The sequence below is a fragment of the Roseovarius nanhaiticus genome (genome assembly GCF_900156535.1).
Classification (GTDB): Bacteria; Pseudomonadota; Alphaproteobacteria; order Rhodobacterales; family Rhodobacteraceae; genus Roseovarius; species Roseovarius nanhaiticus.
In genome coordinates, this window is record NZ_FTNV01000001.1 from 251,480 (window position 1) to 275,699 (window position 24,220).

Consider the following 24,220-nt stretch of genomic DNA (forward strand, 5'->3'; position numbering starts at 1 on the left):
GCGCTAGCAGTCATGGCGGCCTCACTGCCCGGGGCCGCCATCTCCGAGGCGCGTTACGATATCCTCACATTCAACGACCTCGATGGCTGGGCCGAGGATGATCACGCCGCCGCTCTCAAGGTCTTTAACGACACTTGCCCGGACATGAAGGATGTCGACTGGCGCTCGCTCTGCGCATTGGCGCAGAACAGCCCCGGCCCGCGCGAATTCTTTGAACTTTTCTTCAGGCCGGTTCTGATCTCGGAAGGGCGCGACGCGCTCTTTACCGGTTATTTCGAGCCTGAGCTGAATGGCTCCCTCAGGCCAAACTCCCGCTACCGCTATCCTCTATACCGCGAGCCGCCCGAGTCGCGTGCCGTGTCCCCATGGCTGCGCCGGCAAGAGATAGAAAACAGCGACGTCATGAAAAACCGCGGCTTGGAAATTGCTTGGGTTGATGACCCGGTCGAGCTGTTTTTTCTTCAGATCCAAGGCTCTGGCCGAATTCGTCTGACCGACGGCACCATGATCCGCGTTGGCTATGGGGGATCAAACGGGCACGAATATCGCTCGATTGGGGCCGAGCTGGTCCGGCGCGGCATCTACAGCATTCATCAGGTCTCGGCCGAGGTGATCAAGAATTGGGTGCGCCGCAATCCCGAGGCGGGCGCCGAATTGCTGATGCACAATCCGTCCTATGTCTTTTTCCGCAAGATTGACGATCTGCGCCCGGATCGCGGCCCGCGCGGCGCCATGAACCGCTCGATCACCACGGGGCGGTCCGTGGCGGTGGACCCGAAATTTGTGCCCCTCGGGGCGCCCGTCTGGATCGAAAAGGATGGCGCTGACCCGGTGCGCCGTCTGATGATTGCGCAGGATACCGGCTCGGCCATCAAGGGCGCGCAGCGAGCGGATCTGTTCATGGGAACGGGCGATGCGGCGGGCCGAGCGGCAGGGCAGCTCAAGGATCCTGGCCGGATGCTGGTTCTGATGCCGATCCAGCGGGCCTATGCCCTGGCGCCGGATGCCATCTGATGTCACGCCGCCGCCTCAAACCCGAAGAGCTGGACCTTTGGCGCCAGGTCGCGCGCACGGCAGAGGCTATGCACCCGGCCCAGCCGCGCCCCAAGGCCGCGCCCAAGACAGCCCCCGCCAAGCCAGAGCCGGAGCGCGCGGCCCCTCCCCCGCTTCAGCATTTCAAGATGGGCCAGAAGGCCCCGCGCAGCGGCGCCGCACATGATGTGTTGCCGGGCCTGGCCGACCGGCTAAAATCGCAGCCCGTTGCGATGGACCAAAAGGCATATGGCAAGCTCAAGCGCGGCAAGCTCAGCCCCGAGGCGCGTATCGACTTGCACGGCATGACGGCGGATCGAGCGCATGGGGCGCTGCGCGGCTTCATCCTGCGAGCCCATGGCCAAGGCAAGCGACTGGTCCTCGTGATCACCGGCAAGGGGCGGCGCAGTGACGACGGCGGCCCTATTCCCGTGCGCCACGGCATACTGCGCCATAACGTGCCCCATTGGCTGAGCGTGCCGCCTCTGGCGGGTCTCGTTCTGCAAGTGACGAATGCGCATAACCGCCACGGTGGCGGTGGCGCCTATTACGTCTATCTACGTCGACCGAGATAACAGCGGCGTTGCCCGACCCACGCCGACGACCATCAAAGCGGTCGACAGCATGAAGAAGAATGCGATCCACCAGAACTGCGTTTCGATCCCGATGCCGAGGTCAATCGCCACACCGGAAACGCCCGGCCCGATGGCGGAGCCCAGTACCATGACCGCCGCCGACATCGCCTTGATAGATCCGATATGGCGAGTGCCGTAAAACTCGGCCCAGAAGGCCGAGGGCAGCGTGTTGTTGAACCCGGTGTTGAGACCCAGGAAGAAGAATCCTGCGACCATGCCCCAACTACCGCCTGCCACGGCAAAGAGCGCGAAGGCGATGACCATTGGCACCTGCATCCAAGGGATCAGACGCGGCGTTCCAATTCGGTCCAGCGCCCATCCACTGAGGATCATCGCGCCGATGCTGACGGCTGTATAAAAGGGAAACATCGCCACCAGCTCGACATGGCTCAGCGATTTGATCTCGGCGATATGCACCTGGTGAAAGAAAAAGGCGGTATTGAAGGCCGACGGACCCAATAGCGCTGGGATCATGAACCAGAACAGCCAATGTCGCAGGGTCTGGTTTCGCGTCCAGTGGCGCGCCTCCATCCCGAGGCTTTGGTCCGAATCGGCATGGCTCTGGGGCGTCCGCTCCTGCCGCAAGAGAAGCAACAGAACAGGTGCGCCCAAGAGGGCAATTCCGGCTGCGACCAGCCACAGAATACGCCAATCCATGATCAACATCAGCGCAACGAACAAGACCGGCAGGATCGCCTCGCCCAGTGAAAAGCCCAGTTTGGCCACCGAGAGCGCCCGCCCCCGCGCGGCAATGAACCAGCGCGCCATGCCGACCACGGCGATGTGGCCGCTCATCCCCTGCCCGGTAAAGCGAAGCGCAAAGATGACCAGTGGCAAGAGCCACCAGACCGGGTTGAGGGCCATTGCAAGGCAAGACAGGGCCAGAGCCACAGCGATCACGGCGCCGATGACGCGGACGCGAAAGATATCCGTCAGCCCGCCGGCCCAGACCATCAGGATGGCCGAGGCGGCAGTGCCCACCGAATAAATGCCGCCCCATTCGCCGTGGCTGAGGCCAAACCCCTCGCGGATCTCGCCCGCAAAGATCGAGATGAAGAAAGTTTGCCCAAAGCTGCTGAGAAAGGTCAGCAGAATGCCGGCGCTTAGCCAGCGAGCATTGTCACGAAGAAAGGCAAGGGTGCGCATCCGCCCTTGGTGGCGCGAAAGCGGGCCAAAGAAAAGCGGCAATCGCGCCAATCAGACGGGGGAATAGCCCCCGTCCGATCCCGTAAGGGCCATCTTTACTGCGGGAGATGCGCGACGATCCGCAGTGGTCCGCCCGAGCCGCCTTCGATCTTCATCGGCAATGCGATGATCATGCTGCCCGTAGGCGGGAGTTCAGACATATCGGCCACGTTCTCGAACGCCGAGATGTTGTTCGTCATCAGTTCGACATGGGTCGAGAAGTCCGCGGACTGCCCGTAATCGATGGAGGGCGTATCGAGGCCGACCGCACCGATTCCACGCTCGACCAGTAGTTTGGCGCCGTCCAGTCCAAGGCCCGGAAAATGCAGGTCGGCAACAGCTTCGGCGCCGCGCGCTGCGGTCCCCATATAGCTTTCGCGGTCGGGATAGAGGCTGGCGCGGCCCGTGTTCAGCAACACGATAGCACCTTCCGGGATCTCGCCATGCTCGGCCTCGAATGCCTCGATATCTTTGGCCGACACAAGATAATCAGGATCCTCGCCCGCCTGCGCCGATACGTCGATGACGAAGCCCGGGCCAACCAACTGACTGATGGGGATTTCCTCGGCTGACATCGCCCCTTCAGCAAAGTGGACGGGCGCATCCAGATGGGTGCCGCCATGCTCGGCCGCTGCGAAATTATACGCCGAATAGTAATAGCCGCCGTCGGTATGACCGGCAAAAACCTCTGTCTGGGTGAACATATCGGCTGTGGGCCAGTAGACCGAGTCGGCGTTGAACGAGTGCGTGAGGTCAATCCATTTGCCGGATGACAGGTCCTGAGCCATGGCCCCTGTGACGCAAGTCGAAAGGCAAAGTGCCGCGATTGCAGATTTGTACATATCCAATCCTTTCCATGATGTCGCTCAGCGTGCGACCGTGAGTCTTGGAACGGAAGGATACCCCGATTGGGCAATTCCTCAAAATAGCGGCAAACCTCAGGTTGCGGCCCGCCGCATCTTTGCTTTTGCGTGTTTAGAGGACGTACCGGCTGAGATCGGTCGATTTTGCGAGCTCGCCCAGATTTTTATCCACAAACTCCGCATCGACCGTGACGGTCTGGCCCGCGCGGTCCGGCGCGTCAAAGCTGAGCTCTTCAAATACGCGTTCCATCACCGTGTAGAGACGGCGCGCACCGATGTTTTCAAGCGATGAGTTCACTTCGGCCGCGATACGGGCGAGGGCGGCGATGCCGTCATCGGTGAAATCGACGGTCACCTCCTCGGTGCCCATGAGAGCGGTGTATTGCCGGGTGAGGGCATTATCCGTCTCGGTCAGGATGCGTACGAAATCCTGCTCGGTCAGGGCGCGCAACTCGACCCGGATGGGCAACCGGCCCTGCAATTCGGGCAGAAGGTCCGACGGTTTGGCGACGTGGAAGGCACCCGACGCGATGAAGAGGATATGGTCCGTTTTGACCGCGCCGTATTTGGTGCTGACGGTCGTACCTTCGATCAGGGGCAGCAAATCACGCTGCACGCCCTCGCGGCTGACCTCACCGCCGCGCGCGTCGCTGCGGGCGCAAACCTTGTCGATCTCGTCCAGAAAGACAATTCCGTTCTGCTCGACCGCCTCGAGTGCGGCACGATTGACCGTCTCGTCATCGAGGAGCTTATCGGCCTCTTCGCCGATCAGGATGTCGTAACTGTCGGCCACTGTCACCTTGCGCTTGACCTTTCGACCACCGAACGCCTTGCCGAAAATGTCTCCGATATTCATCATCTGACCGCCGCCCGGCTGACCGGGGATGTCCATCATGCCCATCGGGCTGGATGTGTCGGCGACCTCAAGTTCGATGATCGTATCGTCCAGCTCGCCTGTCTTCAGCTTCTTGCGGAACATTTCGCGTGTGCCCTCGCGCGCATCTTCGCCCGCGATGGCCGAGATGACGCGCTCTTCGGCGGCGGTGCGGGCGGCGCTGGTCACGTCCTCGCGCATTTGGTCGCGGACCATTGTGACGGCGCTGTCCATCAGATCGCGGATGATCTGTTCGACGTCGCGGCCAACATAGCCGACCTCGGTGAACTTGGTCGCCTCGACCTTGATGAAGGGGGCGCGCGCCAGTTTCGCAAGGCGGCGGCTGATCTCGGTTTTGCCGACGCCGGTTGGGCCGATCATCAGGATATTCTTGGGATAGACCTCATCACGCAGATCCGCCCCCAGCTGCTTGCGCCGCCAGCGGTTGCGCAGCGCGACCGAAACGGCCCGCTTGGCGTCTTTCTGGCCGATGATGAAGCGATCCAGCTCGCTCACGATTTCGCGGGGGGTGAGGTCGGTCATGCGATTTCCTTTTGCGGTCTGGCCCGGACGTAAGCACAGGCGCCTGAAAGACAAGCGGTGGGGTTAGCCGCCAATCTTTTCCACAGTCAAATTGCCATTGGTGTAGACGCAGATATCTGCGGCGATCGCCATGGCGGCGCGGGCGACGTCTTCGGCGCTGCGATCGGTGTCCATCATGCCGCGTGCAGCGGCGAGCGCGAAGTTGCCACCAGATCCGATGGCGGCCACGTCATGCTCGGGCTCCAGCACATCACCGGCGCCGGTGATGACATAGAGGTCGGCCCCATCCGTGACGATCAGCATCGCTTCCAGCTTTTGCAGGTATTTATCCGTGCGCCAGTCCTTGGCCAGTTCGACGCAGGCGCGTTGCAGCTGACCGGGCGTGGCCTCCAGCTTGGTCTCGAGTCGCTCGAGCAGGGTGAACGCATCCGCGGTAGATCCGGCAAAGCCCGCCACGACGTCAAAGCCACCGGGGCTGAGGCGGCGCACCTTGCGCGCGCTGCCTTTGATCACGGTTTGGCCGAGGCTGACCTGCCCGTCACCCGCGATGACGACCTCGCCGCCTTTGCGCACGCCGATGATGGTGGTGCCGTGCCATCCGGGAAATTGCTCGCTGGCCATCGTGATCCTCCTTGGGTCTTTGCGCCTATATGGAAGCCGTGCCGCCGGATCGCAAGTTTTGCATTCTGCAGCAAAAAGGGGCGCCGCAGCGGGCGCCCCTCTAAAACTTCGGCGGCAAAGGCCTCAGATGGCCTCTTCGATCCACTTTTGAAGCGCGGCCTTAGGCTTCGCGCCTGAGAGGTTCGAGACAACCTCGCCATCCTTGAAGATGAAGAGCGCGGGAATACCGCGCACGCCAAGGCTACCGGCCATTTGCTGGTTCTGATCGATGTCGACCTTGACCACTTTGACCTTGCCTTCCATCTCGCTCGACAGCTCTTCCAGTGCCGGGCCGATCTGTTTGCACGGGCCGCACCATTCAGCCCAGAAATCCACCACAACGGGGATGTCGGAATTCTTCACTTCGGCGTCGAACGTGTCGTCCGTGACGGCTACGGTTGCCATGGGTCTCTCCTGCGTTTGGGTTCTAGCGATACGTATGGAGCGTATGGCCCGAGGTCAAGTTGCCGCCGCGCGTGCTAGCGCAGATGTCACAAGATCGTGCGGCAGCCGCATGAGCGTGGCCGTGCGCGTCCAGAGGATGGCAGTTTCAATCCGTCGATCTGGATAGACGAGGGCCGCCATCGCTGCATAGGCGCCCATCTGCCGCAAAAGGCCTTCGGGGCAGGCTTCGGCAGTGGCCGGCACCAACGCGTTCGATTTGAAATCGACGATCAGCGCAGTGTCATCTGTCAAGATCAATCGGTCAATGACGCCCTGAAAACGTCCAAGTTCCGGCAGATCGGCGGTTATGCCGACTTCGGGCAGGGCCGTGGCCGTCCATAGCTGCGCCAGAGCAGGCGCCTCGATGTTACGGTTGGCCTCGGCGAGCAAATCAGTCAGATCCGGCGCATCGGGCAGGAGGCGCGCGGCGATGTCTGCGCGATCCCCGGATGGCAGAGCCGGTAGAAACTCCAGCAGGGAATGGATGTGGGTACCGCGCAGCTTGGCGGCTTCCTCATCCTGATCGGTGTCGATTTCGCCAAAAAGCGCCTTGGCCCCGCCGAGGTCCGAGGGCGTGCGTGCCGGCGCATCCTTATCCATTGCGGGGGCATGTGTGTGGAAGAATGCGGGCAGTGGGGGTAATGATGGCGCGTTGTCCGGGGCGGCGACGCGGTCCGGCCCGGTCCAATCGCCCCTCTCCAGCCGCAGGCCAGTGGCGCCGTGCACGGGATAGGGCAGGGCGTCCAGATCCGTCAGACCGGCCTCGATCTTCTCATACCAGGTCTCGCCCTTGTCACCCGGCTTGTTTGCACTGGCGACGATCAGCCATTTTTCGGCGCGTGTCATCGCCACGTAGAGCAGGCGGTCCCGCTCGGCGGACTGCGCGGCCTTCATCCGTTCGATCACCGCGCCCTGGGCGTCGGGCATGACGGCGCTCTTGGCCTTCCAGACGGGCGCGCCGCCCACGTCCAGGATCTGCGCCTTGACCTCGTTCTTGCGAGTTCCGGTATCGGGCAAAATCACGATGGGCGCCTCCAGGCCCTTGGCCCCATGCACGGTCATGACGCGGATCAGATCGCCGCCTGCATCCACCTGCCGCTTGATCTCGAGCGCGTCGGTCTCGAGCCAGATGAGAAAGCCGGTGAGGCTGTCCACCGCGCGTTGCTCATAAGCCAGCGCCTGAGACAGAAGCGCGTCGATACCGTCCTCGGCCTCGGGGCCAAGCCGGGCCAGCATGCGGCGGCGCCCGTCGTGACGCGTGAGAATTCGTTCGATCAGATCATAGGGGCGCAGGAAATCCGCCTGATCACGCAGATCGGCCAGCACAGCCATCGTTTCCGGAAATTCCTCGCCGCGGGCGCGCAGCGCCTGCCAGAGGTATTTCTCGTGGCGCTTGTGCGCCAGATCGTAAAGCGCGCCCTCGTCCCACCCCAAAAGCGGCGAGCGCAGGGCAACGGCTAGCGACAGATCATCCTCTGGCGTGGCGAGAAATGACAGTAGCGCGGCCAGATCCTTGACCGCCAGCTCGGCCCCTACCTTCAGCCGGTCGGCACCTGCGATGGGTAGGCCGCGGGATTTGCAGGCGCCAATGATCTCGTGAAAGATCGGGCCGCGCGATTGCACGAGGATGAGGACATCACCGGCCCGGACGGGGCGCATACCGCCCTTGTCGGGGATCGGTTGGCCGTCCTCGATCATGCGCGCGATATGATCCGCAATCTGCGCGGCCAGAACAACATTGGGATCGTCCTTCGCCCTGATGTCGACGGGATCGTGCCACAAGGGCGGGTCTTCCTTGTCCGGCTCGGGGTTGATCGGCCACAGATCTACCCGGCCGGGCATGTCCTTGTGGAACGCAATGTGTCTCTGATCGGGGGCAAAACCCGATTCCGAGAGGGGCCGAAACACCGCGTCCACCGCGTCCAGAACGGCGCTGGAAGAGCGGAAAGAATGCTCCAGTCGCTGGCTTTGCAGGGGGGTGCCCGCCGCCTCCAGCCGGTCGGCCCAATCGCTCTGCATGCGGTCGAATTCGCGCGGGTCCGCGCCCTGAAACGAGTAGATTGACTGCTTTTTGTCGCCCACGACAAAAAGGGTGCGCTGCACATTCTGCCGCGCGCCTTCGCCGGCGGTGAATTCCTGCGCAAGTCGATCGATCACCTGCCATTGCACCGGGCTGGTATCCTGCGCCTCGTCCACCAGAATGTGGTCGATCCCGCCGTCCAGACGAAACAGCACCCAAGCGGCCACGTCCGAGCGGGTCAGCAAGGCATTGGCCCGCAGGATCAGGTCATCGAAATCGAGCCAGCCCCGCAGCTGTTTGGCCTTGGCATAGGCGGGCAGAAAAACCTGGGAGAAATCTTGTAAAGCCGTCGCCAGCCGCACCGCTTCAAGCGCGACGCGCTTGGGCCGGGCCGCCTCGACCCGGTGGCGCCAGGCGTCGATCAGGTCCATCGTGTCGCCCAGCGCACCGCGGACATTTTTGGTGGGCGGATAGGATTTGACGGTAAATGGCGCTTTGCCACCTTTGGACAAAAATACGTCTTCAAGCGTCTGCAATGCGCTGTAATCCAGCACAGATAGCCTGCGTAGTTTATCGGCGGCTTTAAAGTCGGTATCTGTTCCGGCACTCAACTCAGTCACTAAAAGGCTTAATAGAGCCGTTTCACCGCCCAAAAATACCTCTTTCTCAATGCTGCGTGCGGTGACATCCGGGCGCAGGCCCAGTGCATTTGCCAGGCCAGCCTCGGTCCAGGGCGTGCTCAGCATCGGGGCGTGGCGCACGATGTCCTGTGTCAGCTCGTCCAGTGTCTCGCCGGTGTGAAATCGCGCCAGTGCATTCAGCTTGGCCGCGTGAGGGCCGGCGGCGATCTCTTCGATGATCTCGGCACGCAGAAGCTTGGCTGTCCGCTCTTCCATTTCCACGAATTGCGGGCTGACGCCGGCCTCAAGCGGAAAGCGCCGCAAGAGCGAGGCGCAAAAAGAGTGGATCGTCTGGATACGCAAGCCGCCCGGGGCCTCGATCGCGCGGGCAAAGAGGCGCCGCGCATCGCGCAGCGCGGCGTCGTCCATTGTGCCATCCACGCCCAATTCGCGCAGCGCATTGCCCAAACTGGGACTGTCCAGCATCGCCCACTCGCCCAGCCGGGCAAAAAGGCGGTTCTGCATCTCACTGGCCGCCGCCTTTGTGTAGGTAAGGCACAGGATGTGCTGTGGATCGACCCCGTTCAGCAGCAACCGCGCGACGCGGTCCGTCAGAACGCGCGTCTTGCCGGACCCGGCATTGGCGCCAAGCCATGTAGACCTGTCCGGCTGCGCCGCCGCGATCTGGCGCAGGGTGGCGTCATCACGCTCCATCATGACACCTCCTGCCGTGTCGGATCATCCGTGATGTCCCATTCGCCATAGCGCGCCAGCTGATCATAGTCGCCGGTATCGATGGTTTTCTGCATTGCGCGGCGCGATACATAGCCCTTTCGCAGGGTGCGATAGGCCGTGATCAGATCGCGCAGCCCTTGCCAGACCTCATCCGCGGGCTCGTCCTCCAGCGGGGCGGCCTCTTCCTTGGGATCGCTGCCGAGGCCGATATAGAGAGCACGCGCCACTTTGGCCGGCCTCAGCCCCTCAAAGCCCGAACGCTCGGCAATCGCGGCTTCCAGCAGTAATTGCTTGTCGAAATGCGCCTGCTCAGTCGGTCCGGGCGGCTTGCCGGTTTTGTAATCGTAGATATGCAGGCAACCGCGCGCATCGATATCGATGCGGTCCGCGTTTGCCACAAGGGTAAAGCCCAGATCGACCATCTGCGCCTGGCCCCTAGCCTCGTAGGCGGTGGGCGTGGCAAGGGCGCGGCGCGCCTCCTCGGTCTCGATGAACCAGTCTGCCACCCGCTCCAGCCGGGCCAGCCAGAGGGCGCGCGCCTCGGCCCAAGGCACTTCGACGCTCAGCACTTCCTGCGCCAGATCCATCAGCGCCTCGCGCGTCAGCTTCTCCGGTGCGTCGACGCTGCCCTGCACGAACCGCTCCAGCACCTCGTGCAGCACGATACCGCGCAAGAGCGCGTCAGGCGCCTTCATCAGCGGATCGAGCGGGCGCAAACGCAGCACGTGCTTGGCGTAGATCGCGTAGGGATCACGGATCAAGCGCTTGATCTCGGTCACCGACAGGCGGTTTGGCCGGGCCTCGACCGGGGGGCAGGGCGCGGGGCGCGGGGCGGCAGGGACGCGCTCGGTTGCCTCAAGCTGCGCGGCGCGGTCCAGCCAGATCTGCCCGCGATCCCGCATCGCCTTCAATGCATCCGCGCCGCCCTGGTCCGGCAGGCCCATCATCAGGTTCTGGATCCGGTTGAGCCAGCGCGACACGACCGTCTCGCTCTCGTCCGAGCGGATGCTGCGCGTCAGCCACACTTCCTTGGCCAGCACTGCCTGCTGGAAATCATGCGCGGCCAAGCCGATTCGCCTTTCGGGCAGCAAAAGTCCCGCCCGGTGGCGCAGCGCGCGGTTCAGCCAAGGGTCCGGCGTCTGTGCCTCAGGCCAGCTGCCCTCGTTGAGACTGGCAAGGATCAGCATATCCGCGCCCTGCACTCGCGCCTCGAGCGTGCCCCAAATGAGGATGCCGGAATGGGGCGCCTCGGCATTTCGCACCTGTTCCCCCTGCATCAGCGCAGCAAAAAGCGCGGCGTAATCGGTGGCAGTGATGTCGCCCCCATGCGGTGCCTCGGCGGCCAGCAGATCGCACACGGCGCGCGCCTTCATGCCTGCGTCCTTCTGCCAAAGCTCGCTGGGCGCTTCGGGCGCGGCGCCATCCGCGATTGCCTCGGCCGTTTTCAAGTGCGTTGCCACGCGGGCGGTGAGCGGCATCGCCTCGGGCGCCTCCTGCCCGGTCATGCAGTTGCCCACCCACGCGGCCCAGTCCGCCGCCATCGGCTCGGACCGCTCGGCGGCCCAAGCGGCGATGGTGGCGGCTGTGGGAAAAGGAGGGCCGTTGCGCCGCAGATGCAGCTCAAGCTCGCGCGTCAAGCGCAAGTGATCGCCGCGCCGCCCGCCCGAATGTGTGAGCGGATGCTTGAGTAGCGTCAAAAGCGCCTCTGCGGTGAGCGGGCGCAGGCTCAGCTCGGCGACGTGGCGCAGGAAACGTCCTGGCGGAGAGAGGTGCAGAGGCATGCCCGCGCTGTCATCGGGGATGATGCCCCAGCGGTCCAGCGCTGCGGCCACGCGGCGCGTCAAACCGCGATCGGGCGTGATCAGCGCGGCGGTCTGGCCCGTCTCGGCGGCCTCGCGCAGGCGCATCGCGATGCTCAGCGCTTCAATTCGGTGCGAGGGTGCCTCAATCAGGGTGACGTCCTCCATCGCCCGTCCGATCCCGGTGAGGGACGGCCCTTCGTCCAGCCACTGATCGGTAATCGGCGCTGGACGCAAGGCCAGCGAAACAAGGCGCGCACGCTCGGAGCTGGCAGGCTCTGCCGACGTCCATCGGGACACGTCGCCAAGACCGAGGACAGACCGCAGCGCGCGAAAACGGTATTGCGGGTGATCCTCGCTCAGCATGGCGTCGCCCATGGCGCTCCAGACCGCGTCCGGCGTGTCGAAATCATATCCCGGCAGGACAACCGCCCCTTGCGGCAGCGCGGCAACCGCCTGCATCAACATCTGAGTGGTGCCGCGTGATCCGGTCGATCCGGCCAGAATGATCGGGTAGTCGGGCGGGCAAAGCGTCCAGGTGTCGATCTTGCGCTGGACCACCCGGCGCTGACGCGCCTCGGACCCCGGTGCGCCGCGCCCTTGGGTGAAATGCCGAACGATGTTCAGAAAAGCGCGAATACGCTCCCAATGGCCGGATTGATCGCTGATATCGAGCGCGTCGATCACATCGGGCGACACGCCTTCGCCCTCCATTTCGTCCATCAGGGTGGCGAGACTGCTGGCCAGATCATAAAGCGCAGTGCGCGGCGCCAGATCGGGCTGCGCATCCAGAAGAGATGCGATCAGCTGGATCAGCTCCAGCCGGCGGCGAAGTGGGGGGGCGGGCGGCGCGATATCGGCCATGGTCCAGTCGCGCCCAAGTTCGGTCAGAAGCGACACGCGCGGCATCAGCCGGGCTGGACCCTGTGCCAAAAGCGTTTGGATGCGCCGCGCCATGCGGCGCGTGTTGACGATCAGGTGCACGCGGCCCAGCGCCTCGGGTGGCTGGCCCTCGAGGCGCGCCAGAACGCCGGCGATCAGCTCGGCCGGGAAATCGACGCCGGGGGGCAGGCCGAATACGCGTGCGCCGCCATCCGCGCTCTCAAACATCGCCGGCATCCAGCATGGCTTCGGCCAGAGCGATCCCGCCCGGATGTCCTACGTCGCACCACGTGCCGGGATAGACGGTGCCGAAAGCGCGCCCTTCGGCCATCATCCTGTTCCAAACCACATTCAGCGAAAAGGCTCTGTCCGGTATGTCCGCCAGACTTTCGGTGCGGATGATCTGCGCCCCCGAGTAAACAAGGCCGGGCCCGCGTGACACGCGGCCCTCTGCATCGAGCAGAAAATCGCCCTGCCCGGTGTGACCGATCGCCTGATCTGGAGGCAGGCAAAGCAGTAGCGCATCCATCCGGCTATCGTCCCACGCCCCGGCTAGCAGGCTTAGCGGGTTCGGCCCGCGCCATACAGCATCGGTATTCATCGTGTAGACCGGCCCATCGCCCAGCAATGGAAGCGCCGCCCGTAGCCCGCCACCGGTATCAAGGATCTCGTCCGGCTCATGTGCCAACGCAATATCGCGGCCAGCAAGATGCGCTTGGATCTGCTCGGCCTTGTAATGAGTGTTTACGGCGATGCGTCCGATCCCGGCCCCTGACGCGACGTCGAGCGCGTGATCCAGCAGGGCGCGGCCGCCCACCTCGATCAGCGGTTTGGGCCGGTCACGGGTCAGCGCGCCCATTCGCGTGCCAAACCCGGCGGCAAAGAGCATCAGGGCGTCGGGGGCGTTGCGCATCTGCGTTTCAGATCCTTGAGAAATTCGGATGTGGGCGCCGGCAGGACGCCGCTGATAAGCGGCGCGAGCGGTGCTAGCGCAGGATGGGCCAGATCCCGCTCCAGATAGGACCAGACGCGCGGGATCAGATCGACGTAATGCGCCTTGCCGTCGCGCAGGCAAAGCCGGGAAAAAACGCCGATGATCCGCAAATTGCGCTGGGCGCCCAGCACGTGGTAGGCGGCGTCAAACGCGGCGGCATCGGCGCCGCTGCGCGCGAGGTAGCGGGTGATCATCTCGCGCTCGATAGCGGGTGGCACGTCACGCCGCGCGTCCTGCAAGAGCGAGACGAGATCATAGGCCGGATGCCCGCGCATCGCGTCCTGAAAATCCAGCAGGCCGACGCGCGCGATGCCGGCCCGCTCTGGCAGCCACAGCAAGTTTTCGGCGTGGTAATCGCGCTGGATCAGCACAGAGGCGTCGCTCGCATACTCCGACAATGCAGCAAGCATTGCGGCATGGGCGGCGGCCCGGCGCAGGCTGTCGGTATCGCCCGCGTACCACTCGAATGCCAGCGCCGCCATGTCGGCCATAAGGGCGGGATCATACGGGGCAAGGTCATCGGGCAGGGGCTGATCGTGCAGATGCGCCAGCGCGTCGGTGGCGGCACCGTAAAGCTCGGCCTCGCGGTCCGGAGCGCGCGGGATGACCCGCGCAAAGAGATCATCGCCCAGATCCTCGAGCAGCAAAAAGCCATTGCGCGTATCCTCGGCCAGGATGCGCGGCGCGCTGAGGCCAAGGCTAGAAAGATGACGCGCGATGCGCACGAAGGGGCGCACATCTTCGCCGCGCTCGGTGGGGGCGTCCATCAGCACGGCGGTCTCATCGCCGCGATGAACCCGCATGTAGCGCCTGTTCGATGCATCCCCGGCGAGGGGTGCGACGCGCGCATCTGCCCAGTCGGTGCCTTGCAGAAATTGCCGGGCCAGCGCGGTTCGGTCAGACATGTTCGATCTCCGCCAGTTTTTGGGCCCAAGTCTCGCCCTGACCGCGAAACGTGAGGACGCGCGCATCGGCGATTGGTCCATTCGTGATCTCCAGCGACAGGGCATTTTCCGGCGCCAGATCGCCCAGCCGGTCCGGCCATTCAACAAGGCAGATTGCGCCTTCGAAGGCTTCGGTAAGGCCCAGTTCGGAGACGTCATTTGGATCGGTCAGGCGATAGAGATCCGCGTGCCAGATCGCACCCGGTCGCGCCTCATAGGTTTGGACCAGCGTGAAGGTGGGCGACGGGACATCCTCGGGCAGCAACAGCAAGGACTGGATGAGGCATCGCGCGAAATGCGTCTTGCCTGCACCGATATCGCCAGTCAGCAGGACAGTATCGCCGGGGCTCAGCATTGCTCCCAGACGTGCTGCGATGGCGCAGGTCCGGTCGGGGCCGTCGGAGAAGATGGTGGTGGTCGCGCGGTCTTGCATGCTGCGACACTACACGCGCCGCCGCAGCCTGCAACCGAGATCAGCCGGCGGCGAGGCGGGCAGGCGCCTTGGATGTCTGTTCCGCAAAACTCCGCAGGATCAGCATCCGCGCTCCACCGGGCAAAAGCTCTACCCGATAGGACAGGCTGTGGCCTGGGGCGATCTCGGCGGACTTGCGCAGCGGCACCTCCTGTTGCCGCAGTTTTATCTGCTTCTCGACCTCGGCCCAGACATCTGGCGCATGCAGCGCCTGCGAGCAGGCGCGCATCAGGTCGCCGATCGACATGTCGGCAAAAGAGGTATCCGGATCGACGCCCAGCAAGTCGATGGCTGCGTTGTTGCAAAAGGAGAGCACATTATTCGGGCCGACGACCATGACCGCTTCGGGCAGGCTGTCGAGCGCCGCCTGCCGCAAGTCCAACTGCGAGCGAAAGCGTCGGGCCAGCATCACCTCGGCCGAGATATCCTCAAAGAGAAAGGCGACCGCGCCATCGGGGTGGGGACGGCCCGTAACCCGGTAGGTCACGTCATTGGGCAGCGACCATGTTTCCTGATAAAGCCCGCCCTCCGCCGCTCCGATGACCTCGTCGATCTGGGTGCGCCAAGATGCATAGCTGCGCGGCTCGGGCATGACGCGGCGATCACGCAGCTTGTCAAAAAAGGCCATCAACTGCGGTTGAGCACTGAGGAATTCCGCGCCGAGAGAGGTCAGATCGACCAGCGCCGGATTGAACAGCGCCAGCTTGCGGTTCTTGTCGAAAACAGCGAGGCCGATGGTCAGATAAGCGAAGGTCTTGGTCAGGGTCTGGACGAAATCGCGCTGCATCCGCTCGGCTGTGACGATCTTGGTAATGTCGGTGGCATGATGCAATGCGCCCCAAGAATGATGGGCGCTTGTTACTTCGTACCAACGCGGGCGCAGCGCACCCTCAGGAGTGATGGGCAGACGCAGGGCGCCGCCGCCCTTGGGCGGCTCCGCTGCATCGCAGAGTGCGGGATCAAACGCGGCCAGCGACGCGCTATTGCGCCAAAGGACGTTGCCAGCAGCATCGGTTTTCCAGATCGGTTGAGGCGCGTCGTCGAAAGCGCGCGTGACCTCATTCATTCGGACGGTCGCGATCAGCATTTCGTGCCGCTCGGCGGGGTGACCATGATCCGGATCGCTGAGGCTGACGCGCGTGCCGTAGGCAGTCCGCAAAAGCGTGACCCGCCCGCCGTCGTCCCTCTGCTTTGGGCGCAGATCGGTCTTGCCGCGCTCGGGCAGGTCCATGAGACTGTCGGGCAGATCCCCGAAACGCGGCGCCAGCCAGTCGCGCAGCTGGGCCCAACTCATTTGCGCGCCGGCGCCGGGCGGCATCGCGCCAGCGTCATGATCTGTCAGAATGTCACCGTCAAAAAGGAACACTGCCTCGCGGGGGCCCGGCGCTGCACCGGCCGGGGAACTGCGTTGGGTCGGCGAAATGCGCCCGATGATCCAAAGCAAGGCCAGAGAGATGGCCCCAGCGACCGCGCATAATTGCACCCACAGCATTTCAATGACCCTTCCGATCCTGTTCCGGGATCGAGACTGCGCCGAAGTAGGTTAATACCGCGTTAAGCTCCTTTGAGGCTCATCGAATGAGTGGAAAAAACCTTTTATCAGGACGTTATGGGCTCGTTCGGGCCGATACCCTCGCTTGCTCCTCCAATCTCCAATGCCGACCTTGGCCAGATGACCTCGACCACTGCGCCGGTCCGCTCGTGCATCCCCGAATCGCCGCGAAAGCTGTCTGAGCCGTTGGCAAAGCTGAGATCCGCGCCCGACCGCTCCAGCAGGGTCTTGGCGATGAAAAGGCCAAGGCCCATCCCCTCATATCCCGGCCGCCGTCCGATTGATCCGATCCCGCGAGGGCGGCGCCGGATAAGCGGATCGCCGATGCGCCCGAGCAGATGAGCCGGAAACCCCGGTCCGTCATCCATGATGCGCAAGGTGATCCGTCCGGGCGCCCAGCGGGTCTCGATCCAGACATTCGCATCTGCAAAATCCACGGCATTCTGGATCAGGTTGCGCAGGCCGTGGATCACTTCTGGGCGCCGCAGGATGACCGGAGGCCCACCGTGATCGCCGCCCAGTGCGCCATGGTCGAAAATCACTGTCTTGCCGCGATCCGCGTGCGGCTCGCTTGCCTCTTCGACGACGGCGGTAAAAGGCGCCCGGCGCAGATGCATGTCGTCTTTGCCGGCCCGCCCCATCGAGCGGAGAATATCGCGGCACCGGTCGGCCTGCTGACTGATCAAAAGCGCATCCTCGCGCATCTCGCTGCCCTCGGGCAGATCGTCGGCCAGTTCGGCACTGGTCAGCTTGATCGTGGCCAAAGGCGTGCCCAGCTCGTGCGCTGCGGCGGCAACAACGCCGCCCAGATCTGTCAGCTTCTGCTCGCGCGCGAGGGCCATCTGCGTTGCCTGAAGCGCGCCGGACATGGCGTGCATTTCCGTCACAATCCAGCGCGAGTAGACGCCCAGGAAAACGATGCCGATCACGATCGCCACCCATGTGCCGAATAAAAAGATCGCGGGCATCTGCATGACGAAACCCGCCTCGCTGCGCAGATCGAGGTGAAACCGCGCGAGGGCAGTAACGATCACGATCGCCGTCAGCCCAAGAAACAGGGTCGAGCGCGAGGAGAGCGACGAGGCCGAGACGATCACCGGCCCGACGATCAGAACGGAAAAGGGGTTGTTCAGCCCACCGGTGAGATAGAGCAGTAGGCCCAGCTGCAGCAGATCAAAGAGGACAACCGCAAGGTTTTCGGCCTCACTGAGACGCTTGGTCGCAGGGAAGACCGTGGAGGCGACAAGATTGCTGACGATGCCGGCACCGATCACCAAATAGCAAAGGCCCGTTTCGACCTCGATATTCATGAAGTGTTCGACGACTATCAGTGCTGAAATCTGGCCAACGATGGCCCACCACCTCAACAAGATCAGCGTGCGCAGCCTGATCCAAGCGCCGCGGCCACTAGGAGCGACCGCGATGCTGGAGCCGATCTGCGATGAATCGCCCTCTTGTGTCCTGTATTTCATGGGGTAGATGTGGCACAAACACATGCACTTGCCCAGCAGTTGCCCCATGCCAAGGATTTTCAAATGACGCGCATCTTCGCCATTGCCGCCGGTCTCGCCCTGGTCGCCGTTCTGGGAGGCATATACCTGATTACTGCAGGACGCGGCGGGGATGATGCCTTTGCGCAGTGCCGCAGCACCGCGGTGGCCGATGGCGGCGCAGATATCGGCGGAGACTTCACGCTGGTCGACGAGACGGGCAAGACCGTGACCAGCGCCGAAGTGATCGACCAGCCGTCCTTGATCTATTTCGGCTACACGTTCTGCCCCGACGTTTGCCCGCTGGATGTGGCGCGCAATGCGGTCGCCACCGAAATCCTCGAAGAGCGCGGCATCATGGTGAAACCGATCTTCATATCGGTCGATCCGGCACGCGACACGCCGGAAGTGGTCGATGACTTCACCCACGCCATGCACCCCCGCATGCTGGGCCTTACAGGTTCGCCCGAGCAGATCCAGGCGGCCAGCCGCGCATACCGCACCTTCTACAAGGCGCATGAGCCGGCGGAGGGTGAGGAGGACTACTATCTCGTCGATCACTCAACCTTCACATATCTCACACTGCCCGATGAGGGATTCGTCGAATTCTTCCGCCGCGAGACGAGCGGAGAGGAAATGGCGGACAAGGTGCAGTGCTTTGTCGAGGCCAGTTCCTGAAGCCGGCGGATGCCCCGGACGTAATTGCCCGAACGTCATTTGACCCAGACATGCGCGCGACCTACCTCTCCCAGTAGAATTCACTGGATTGGAGCGCGCCTGATGGCCGAGACAGAGCTGAACCTGGGCGAGGATCCCTCGCTGCTGCTGGTTGACGACGACGAGGCGTTCGTACGCCGTCTGGCCAAGGCAATGGAAAAGCGCGGCTTTAACGTCGAGGTGGCGCTTTCGGTGGCTGAAGGCAAGGCAGCGGCCGAAGCGCGCCCCCCTGCTTATGCGGTCTGCGATCTGCGGCTGGAGGATGGCAACGGGCTGGACGTGGTCGAGGTCATTCGCGACAAGCGGCCGGAGAGCCGGGTTGTCGTTCTTACTGGATACGGCGCCATTGCGACCGCTGTCGCGGCGGTCAAGATCGGTGCGACGGACTATCTGTCGAAACCCGCCGACGCGAATGACATCACCAACGCGCTGATGGCGACCGGGGACGACATGCCGCCTCCCCCAGAAAATCCGATGAGCGCGGACCGTGTGCGCTGGGAGCATATCCAGCGCGTGTTTGAGCTATGTGATCGCAACGTGTCCGAAACGGCCCGGCGCCTGAATATGCACCGCCGGACGCTTCAGCGGATCTTGGCGAAACGCTCGCCCAGATAAGTGAACGCCGGCGATGCTTGCCGGCGTCCAAATGAGTATTTTTGCCAAGATGAAGGGGCGGGCTGGCCCCTTTTACACCTTTAGCTCTTGAGGCGGCGTTTGCGCGCGGCCAAGAGCTTGAGGCGGAGCGCGTTGAGCTGGATGAAGCCTGCAGCATCCTTTTGATCATAGGCGCCCGCGTCATCCTCGAACGTCACATGCGCCTCGGAATAGAGCGAATGATCCGACCAGCGGCCAACACAGGTGGCGGCGCCTTTGTAGAGCTTCAGCTTGACCGTGCCGGTGACGTGTTCCTGGCTCTTGTCGATAGCCGCTTGCAGCATCTCGCGCTCGGGCGAGAACCAGAATCCGTTATAGATCAGCTCGGCGTAGCGGGGCATCAGGCTGTCCTTGAGGTGGCCTGCCCCTGAATCGAGCGTGATCTGCTCGATCCCGCGATGTGCCTCCAAGAGGACGGTGCCGCCGGGCGTCTCGTAGATGCCGCGGGATTTCATGCCGACAAAGCGGTTTTCGACAAAATCGAGCCGACCAATACCGTGCTTGCCACCCAGCTCGTTGAGGCGGGTGAGGATCGTCGCGGGGCTGAGGGCCTCGCCGTTGATCGACACGGCATCGCCGCGCTCGAAGCCGACTTCGATGAATTCGGGCTCGTTCGGGGCATCCTCCGGCGCAACGGTGCGCTGATAGACGTAATCGGGCGCCATCTCGGCGGGATCCTCCAGTACCTTGCCTTCGGACGAGGTGTGCAGGAGGTTGGCGTCGACGCTGAACGGTGCCTCGCCGCGCTTGTCCTTGGCGATGGGGATCTGGTTCTTTTCAGCGAAATCGAGCAGACGGGTGCGGCTGGTCAGATCCCACTCGCGCCAAGGCGCAATCACCTTGATGTCGGGGTCGAGCGCATAGGCCGCCAACTCGAACCTAACCTGATCGTTGCCTTTGCCGGTGGCGCCATGCGCAACCGCATCGGCGCCGGTCTCATGCGCGATCTCGACAAGGCGTTTGGAGATCAGCGGGCGGGCAATCGACGTGCCCAGCAGGTAGAGCCCCTCGTAAAGCGCATTGGCGCGGAACATCGGAAAGACGAAATCGCGCACGAATTCCTCGCGCACATCCTCGATATAGATGTTCTTGGGGTCGATCCCCAGCATCACGGCTTTTTCGCGGGCGGGCTCCAACTCTTCGCCCTGGCCCAGATCGGCGGTGAAGGTCACCACCTCGCAGCCGTACTCGGTCTGCAGCCATTTCAGGATGATCGAGGTGTCGAGGCCGCCGGAATAGGCCAGCACGACTTTCTTGGGCGCGGACATGTGCAATTTTCCTTTGTCAGGGTCGCGCAGGGGCTTAGCGGGTTTCGCAAGGGCAGGCAAGGTTGGTGGGACCTTGCTGACGCGGCAAGGTTGTCGCTCAATGTTCAGACGCTGACTTGTTGGGATGCAGATTGGAATATTTGAATATCTATGCGCATGCATTGCCTGGCTGCGACGGCCGACCACCCTGCTGTTCGGTCTTGTCACCGCCAGTATCCTGACGGCCAGTTACGGCCTCTACATCGACGACTGCGCGCGGTATTCGCATGCTGACGGACACGCGTCGCCCCTTGTGCGGCGGCCGCTCTTGCGGCAGGCAGGTGGCATGAGTGATTTTCAGCAAAATGCCCGCGCCGCAGAGGCGCTGATGCGCGAAGTGTTCGATGCAACGCCTCTGCAACGAAACGAGCATTTGTCCGAGCGCTACGAGGCCAACATCCTGCTCAAGCGGGAGGATCTGACGCCGGTGCGATCCTACAAGCTGCGCGGAGCGTTCAACGCGATGCGCAAGGTATTGGCGCCGGGCGGCGATGCGCCTGTTTTCGTATGCGCCAGCGCGGGCAATCATGCGCAGGGCGTGGCCTTCATGTGCCGGCATTTCGGGGTCGAGGGTGTGATTTTCATGCCTGTCACGACGCCGCAGCAGAAGATTGGCAAAACACGCATCTTTGGCGGCGACAATGTGCGCATCGAGCTTACGGGCGATTACTTCGACGTTACACTCGCCGCTGCGCAGAACTATTGCGCGCAGAATGGGGGCCATTTCCTGTCCCCTTTCGATGATGAGGACGTGATCGAGGGTCAGGCCTCGGTCATGGTCGAAATCGAACGTGATTTGGGCGGCATGCCAGATCATATCGTGATGCCTGTGGGGGGCGGGGGCCTGTCCTCCGGCGTGACCAGCTATGTCGCGGACCGCGCCGAGATCACGCTGGTCGAGCCGATGGGCGGTGCTAGTCTGAGGGCTGCGCTGATGTCCGGTACGCCTGTGCGGCTCGATCATGTGAACAACTTCGCCGATGGCGCGGCAGTGGCCCAGATCGGTGCGCGCACCTTTGCGCGGCTGGCCCACCTGGATCCGGGCCAAGTCGTTACCGTGGACGAGGACAGGCTTTGCACCACGATGATCGAGATGCTGAACATCGAGGGCATCGTGCTGGAGCCTGCCGGGGCGTTGGCGGTAGACGCGCTGAAGGACATGCGCAACCGGATCCGAGGCAAGACGGTGGTCTGCGTAACCTCGGGCGGGAATTTCGATTTCGAGCGGTTGCCCGAGGTGAAGGAGCGCGCGCAACGTCATTCGGGCGTCAAGAAATACTTCATTTTGCGTCTGCCGCAGCGACCTGGCGCGCTCAAGGATTTTCTCAATCTTCTGGGGCCCGATGATGACATCGCGCGTTTCGAGTATCTCAAGAAGTCGGCGCGCAATTTTGGATCGGTCCTGATCGGGATCGAGACCAGTCGCGAAGAAAATTTTGCGCGGCTTTTGTCGGCGTTGAGCGAGGCAGGGTTTACCTATCGCGACATCACCGATGACCAGGTGTTGGCCGAGTTCCTGATCTGATCCTGCGCGGGGATGGCTCAGGGTGCGAGGCGGGGGAGGCCAGCTAGAAATGCGGCCTTGGACTTGGCAAAGCTGCCAATGATTGCGCGGACGTCCACGCCTTCGGCGCGGCCCGCGCCGGCGGCGGACTCTCCCGCCTGACAGAGCTTTGCGAACTCGTGAAATCCAAGGTTCAGCGCGCTGCCCTTCAGAAAATGCAGTTGTGCTTCAAGCGATTCGGTGGGCGCTTCGGGGCGTAGATCGCCGATCTCGCCTTCGACCTCTGTGAGGAACAGATCGACGACTTCGCTAAAATCCTCGGCGCCGATTTCATCCCGTAACTGCGAAACCTTGGCCCAGTCAATCATTGCGGCTCCTCTCATTCGGTCAATGTGGTCCAAAGCGATTAACCGGAGGTTACGAAGCGTGCAAATTGCCACCTGGACGTCATTCACCGGCTGTTAACGCGCCGTGCGTTAATGTGACGTCATTGGAGTACGGAAAAGCATTGTGTCGCATATTACGCCCCTCTCGGCTCAGCCAGAATTATCCGATGACAAACGGACCATTGGCCGCGTTCTTGTTGTTGATGACAGCCGGCTTCAGCGCCGCATCCTTTCTGCGTCTCTGAAAAAATGGGGTTTTACGGTGATGGAGGCCGAGTCAGGCCATCAAGCGTTGGAAATTTGCCGCGACATGCCGCCTGACCTGGTGCTCAGCGATTGGATGATGCCGGGAATGTCCGGGCTCGAATTCTGCGACGCGTTTCGGCAAATGACCCGTGAGAACTACGGGTATTTCATCCTGCTTACGTCCAAGTCTGACAAGGCCGAGATCGCCCATGGTCTGGATGCGGGCGCCGATGATTTTCTGACGAAACCAGTCGATCCGGGCGAGTTGCGCGCCCGCATCGCCGCTGGCGCCCGTATTCTGCAGATGGAGCGGGAGCTGACGGAGAAAAACCGACTGGTAAATTCCACGCTGAACCAGCTGCGCGCGCTTTATGCATCGCTTGATGCCGATCTGATGGAGGCCAAGAAGCTTCAGCAATCCTTGGTCAGTGACCGTCACCGCGACTTTGGAAGGGCCGAGGTGTCGATGCTTTTGCGCTCCTCGGGCCATGTGGGCGGCGACCTGGTGGGTATGTTCCAGATCAGCGAAACGCGCATTGGGCTCTACGGACTTGACGTGTCAGGCCATGGCGTCAGTTCGGCGCTCATGACGGCGCGGCTGGCTGGCTACCTCTCGGGCGCAGCGCCCGAGCAGAATGTCGCGCTCTACCGCTGTGATGATGGCAGCTATGCGATGCGCCCTCCTGCTGAAACGATTGCTGCGCTCAATGATCTTTTTCTAAGCGAACTTGACACCGAGCATTACTTCACGCTCCTGCTGGCCGACGTGGATCTCGCGTCGGGCCGTGTCGTCATGGCGCAGGCAGGGCATCCCTACCCGGCGGTCCAGCGCGCCAATGGCCGGGTCGAGATGCTGGGCGCGGGTGGATTGCCTGTCGGTCTTATTCCGGGTGCGGAATATCAAGAGTTCGAGGTGATGCTGCGGCCGGGTGACCGCCTGATGATCCACTCGGATGGGGTGACCGAATGCGCTGGCAAGGACGGCCGTCTTCTGGATGACGAGGGGCTTGCCGATCTGCTGTCCGAGTTGCGCGCCACGCCGGCGCTTGCCTGTCTCGAGGCGCTGGTCTGGAAGCTCGCGGAATTCGCCGGCACGGATACCTTCGCCGACGATGTCTCGGCCATCTTGCTGGAAATCAAGCCGAGCGTGCCCAGCGATTGACAAACATTCGGTCGCCTTCGTTGCCCAGATCGCGCACTGCGGTGGCGACGTCGATCACGACTGGCGTGTGGCCCGGCTCGGTCGGATCGCATATCTGGCGCACGGGCCGCGCGCTATAGACCGCACACAGCTTTTCCGCCCACATGTCGTATTCCGGCATAAAGACGAAACGCCGGAACGCCCCGATCCGCTGCGGCGCCGCGATGGACCAGCCGGTTTCCTCCATGACTTCGCGGAAAAGCGCGCGCAGCGGCGATTCGCCCGGGTCGATACCGCCACCCGGCAGCTGCAATTCCGGCTGCGGCGCGTGCTGAAGCGTGACGAGCAAGCCGCCCTCGATCGGCAGCAGCGCATAGACGCCGTGGCGCAATCTATAGGATTGACCACGCTGCGGCGGCTGCCCCACTCGTCTGATCATCTCGCTTGCTCCTATTGGACGTCGGGTTGCCCCTGCCTATATCTTCGCGATATGCCAACCTGCGGCACATAAGGAAACCCCC

Annotated in this window: 21 protein-coding genes; 6 read left to right on the forward strand and 15 right to left on the reverse strand. The window is 63.0% G+C overall.

All coding sequences use genetic code 11. From position 1 onward, the window contains the following. Positions 1-12 precede the first annotated feature (12 nt). Positions 13-1,014 carry a murein transglycosylase A gene (mltA, locus tag BW975_RS01245; protein WP_244512546.1) on the forward strand — a complete coding sequence of 334 codons (1,002 nt, stop codon included), beginning with the start codon at positions 13-15 and terminating at the stop codon, positions 1,012-1,014. Then, positions 1,014-1,607: a Smr/MutS family protein gene (locus BW975_RS01250; RefSeq protein WP_076530275.1), complete on the forward strand. Its 594-nt coding sequence runs from the start codon at positions 1,014-1,016 to the stop codon at positions 1,605-1,607. Before mltA ends, BW975_RS01250 begins: the two co-directional genes overlap by 1 nt. On the opposite strand, the gene BW975_RS01255 is transcribed toward BW975_RS01250, so the two are convergent. From BW975_RS01255 to regB, 12 genes are all read right to left on the reverse strand, one after another. Further along, positions 1,590-2,813, reverse strand: a complete 1,224-nt coding sequence (locus BW975_RS01255; protein ID WP_076530277.1) for an MFS transporter — start codon at positions 2,811-2,813, stop codon at positions 1,590-1,592. The two genes, BW975_RS01250 and BW975_RS01255, sit on opposite strands and share 18 nt — an antisense overlap. A gap of 95 nt (positions 2,814-2,908) precedes the next feature. Beyond that, entirely contained in the window at positions 2,909-3,694 is a 786-nt protein-coding gene (locus tag BW975_RS01260) for a cyclase family protein (protein ID WP_076530278.1), read from the reverse strand. A 133-nt stretch (positions 3,695-3,827) separates the two neighbouring features. Next, entirely contained in the window at positions 3,828-5,132 is a 1,305-nt protein-coding gene (gene hslU / locus BW975_RS01265; RefSeq protein ID WP_076530280.1) for an ATP-dependent protease ATPase subunit HslU, read from the reverse strand. A gap of 63 nt (positions 5,133-5,195) precedes the next feature. Further along, on the reverse strand, positions 5,196-5,753 hold the full coding sequence (hslV, locus tag BW975_RS01270; protein ID WP_076530281.1) for an ATP-dependent protease subunit HslV: 558 nt from the start codon (positions 5,751-5,753) through the stop codon (positions 5,196-5,198). Positions 5,754-5,876: 123 nt separating this feature from the next. Further along, positions 5,877-6,197 (reverse strand): thioredoxin, encoded by a 321-nt coding sequence (gene trxA, locus BW975_RS01275; RefSeq protein ID WP_076530283.1) that lies wholly within the window; start codon positions 6,195-6,197, stop codon positions 5,877-5,879. A 54-nt stretch (positions 6,198-6,251) separates the two neighbouring features. Further along, positions 6,252-9,593: a double-strand break repair helicase AddA gene (addA, locus tag BW975_RS01280; RefSeq protein ID WP_076530284.1), complete on the reverse strand. Its 3,342-nt coding sequence runs from the start codon at positions 9,591-9,593 to the stop codon at positions 6,252-6,254. After that, complete coding sequence (gene addB, locus BW975_RS01285; RefSeq protein WP_076530286.1) at positions 9,590-12,520, reverse strand: double-strand break repair protein AddB; 2,931 nt, start codon at positions 12,518-12,520, stop codon at positions 9,590-9,592. The genes addA and addB overlap by 4 nt, the downstream gene beginning before the upstream one ends. Then, on the reverse strand, positions 12,513-13,205 hold the full coding sequence (locus BW975_RS01290) for a nucleotidyltransferase family protein (protein ID WP_076530288.1): 693 nt from the start codon (positions 13,203-13,205) through the stop codon (positions 12,513-12,515). Before BW975_RS01290 ends, addB begins: the two co-directional genes overlap by 8 nt. Beyond that, on the reverse strand, positions 13,181-14,191 hold the full coding sequence (locus BW975_RS01295; RefSeq protein WP_076530289.1) for an aminoglycoside phosphotransferase family protein: 1,011 nt from the start codon (positions 14,189-14,191) through the stop codon (positions 13,181-13,183). The genes BW975_RS01290 and BW975_RS01295 overlap by 25 nt, the downstream gene beginning before the upstream one ends. After that, entirely contained in the window at positions 14,184-14,663 is a 480-nt protein-coding gene (gene tsaE, locus BW975_RS01300; protein WP_076530291.1) for a tRNA (adenosine(37)-N6)-threonylcarbamoyltransferase complex ATPase subunit type 1 TsaE, read from the reverse strand. The genes BW975_RS01295 and tsaE overlap by 8 nt, the downstream gene beginning before the upstream one ends. Before the next feature lie 40 nt (positions 14,664-14,703). Continuing rightward, positions 14,704-15,996, reverse strand: a complete 1,293-nt coding sequence (locus tag BW975_RS01305; RefSeq protein ID WP_170846566.1) for a PAS-domain containing protein — start codon at positions 15,994-15,996, stop codon at positions 14,704-14,706. A 305-nt stretch (positions 15,997-16,301) separates the two neighbouring features. Beyond that, positions 16,302-17,726 carry a sensor histidine kinase RegB gene (gene regB, locus BW975_RS01310; RefSeq protein WP_083687043.1) on the reverse strand — a complete coding sequence of 475 codons (1,425 nt, stop codon included), beginning with the start codon at positions 17,724-17,726 and terminating at the stop codon, positions 16,302-16,304. A 63-nt stretch (positions 17,727-17,789) separates the two neighbouring features. Here regB and BW975_RS01315 point away from each other — a divergent pair, with 63 nt between their 5' ends. Continuing rightward, the gene (locus tag BW975_RS01315) at positions 17,790-18,422 is read left to right on the forward strand and encodes an SCO family protein (protein ID WP_076530294.1); all 633 of its coding nucleotides are present in this window, start codon (positions 17,790-17,792) and stop codon (positions 18,420-18,422) included. A 102-nt stretch (positions 18,423-18,524) separates the two neighbouring features. After that, entirely contained in the window at positions 18,525-19,076 is a 552-nt protein-coding gene (locus tag BW975_RS01320; protein ID WP_076530295.1) for an ActR/PrrA/RegA family redox response regulator transcription factor, read from the forward strand. 80 nt (positions 19,077-19,156) lie between these two features. Here BW975_RS01320 and BW975_RS01325 read toward each other — a convergent pair whose 3' ends face one another. After that, complete coding sequence (locus BW975_RS01325; RefSeq protein WP_076530297.1) at positions 19,157-20,383, reverse strand: argininosuccinate synthase; 1,227 nt, start codon at positions 20,381-20,383, stop codon at positions 19,157-19,159. A gap of 325 nt (positions 20,384-20,708) precedes the next feature. Between BW975_RS01325 and ilvA the strand changes: the two genes are divergently transcribed. Beyond that, positions 20,709-21,947, forward strand: a complete 1,239-nt coding sequence (ilvA, locus tag BW975_RS01330; protein ID WP_076533265.1) for a threonine ammonia-lyase IlvA — start codon at positions 20,709-20,711, stop codon at positions 21,945-21,947. Between the two features lie 17 nt (positions 21,948-21,964). On the opposite strand, the gene BW975_RS01335 is transcribed toward ilvA, so the two are convergent. Further along, entirely contained in the window at positions 21,965-22,294 is a 330-nt protein-coding gene (locus BW975_RS01335) for an Hpt domain-containing protein (RefSeq protein WP_076530298.1), read from the reverse strand. A 199-nt stretch (positions 22,295-22,493) separates the two neighbouring features. Between BW975_RS01335 and BW975_RS01340 the strand changes: the two genes are divergently transcribed. Beyond that, the gene (locus BW975_RS01340; RefSeq protein ID WP_092746236.1) at positions 22,494-23,720 is read left to right on the forward strand and encodes a PP2C family protein-serine/threonine phosphatase; all 1,227 of its coding nucleotides are present in this window, start codon (positions 22,494-22,496) and stop codon (positions 23,718-23,720) included. Here the strand turns inward: BW975_RS01340 and BW975_RS01345 are convergent. Next, entirely contained in the window at positions 23,695-24,138 is a 444-nt protein-coding gene (locus BW975_RS01345) for an NUDIX domain-containing protein (RefSeq protein ID WP_076530300.1), read from the reverse strand. The two genes, BW975_RS01340 and BW975_RS01345, sit on opposite strands and share 26 nt — an antisense overlap. Positions 24,139-24,220 lie beyond the last annotated feature (82 nt).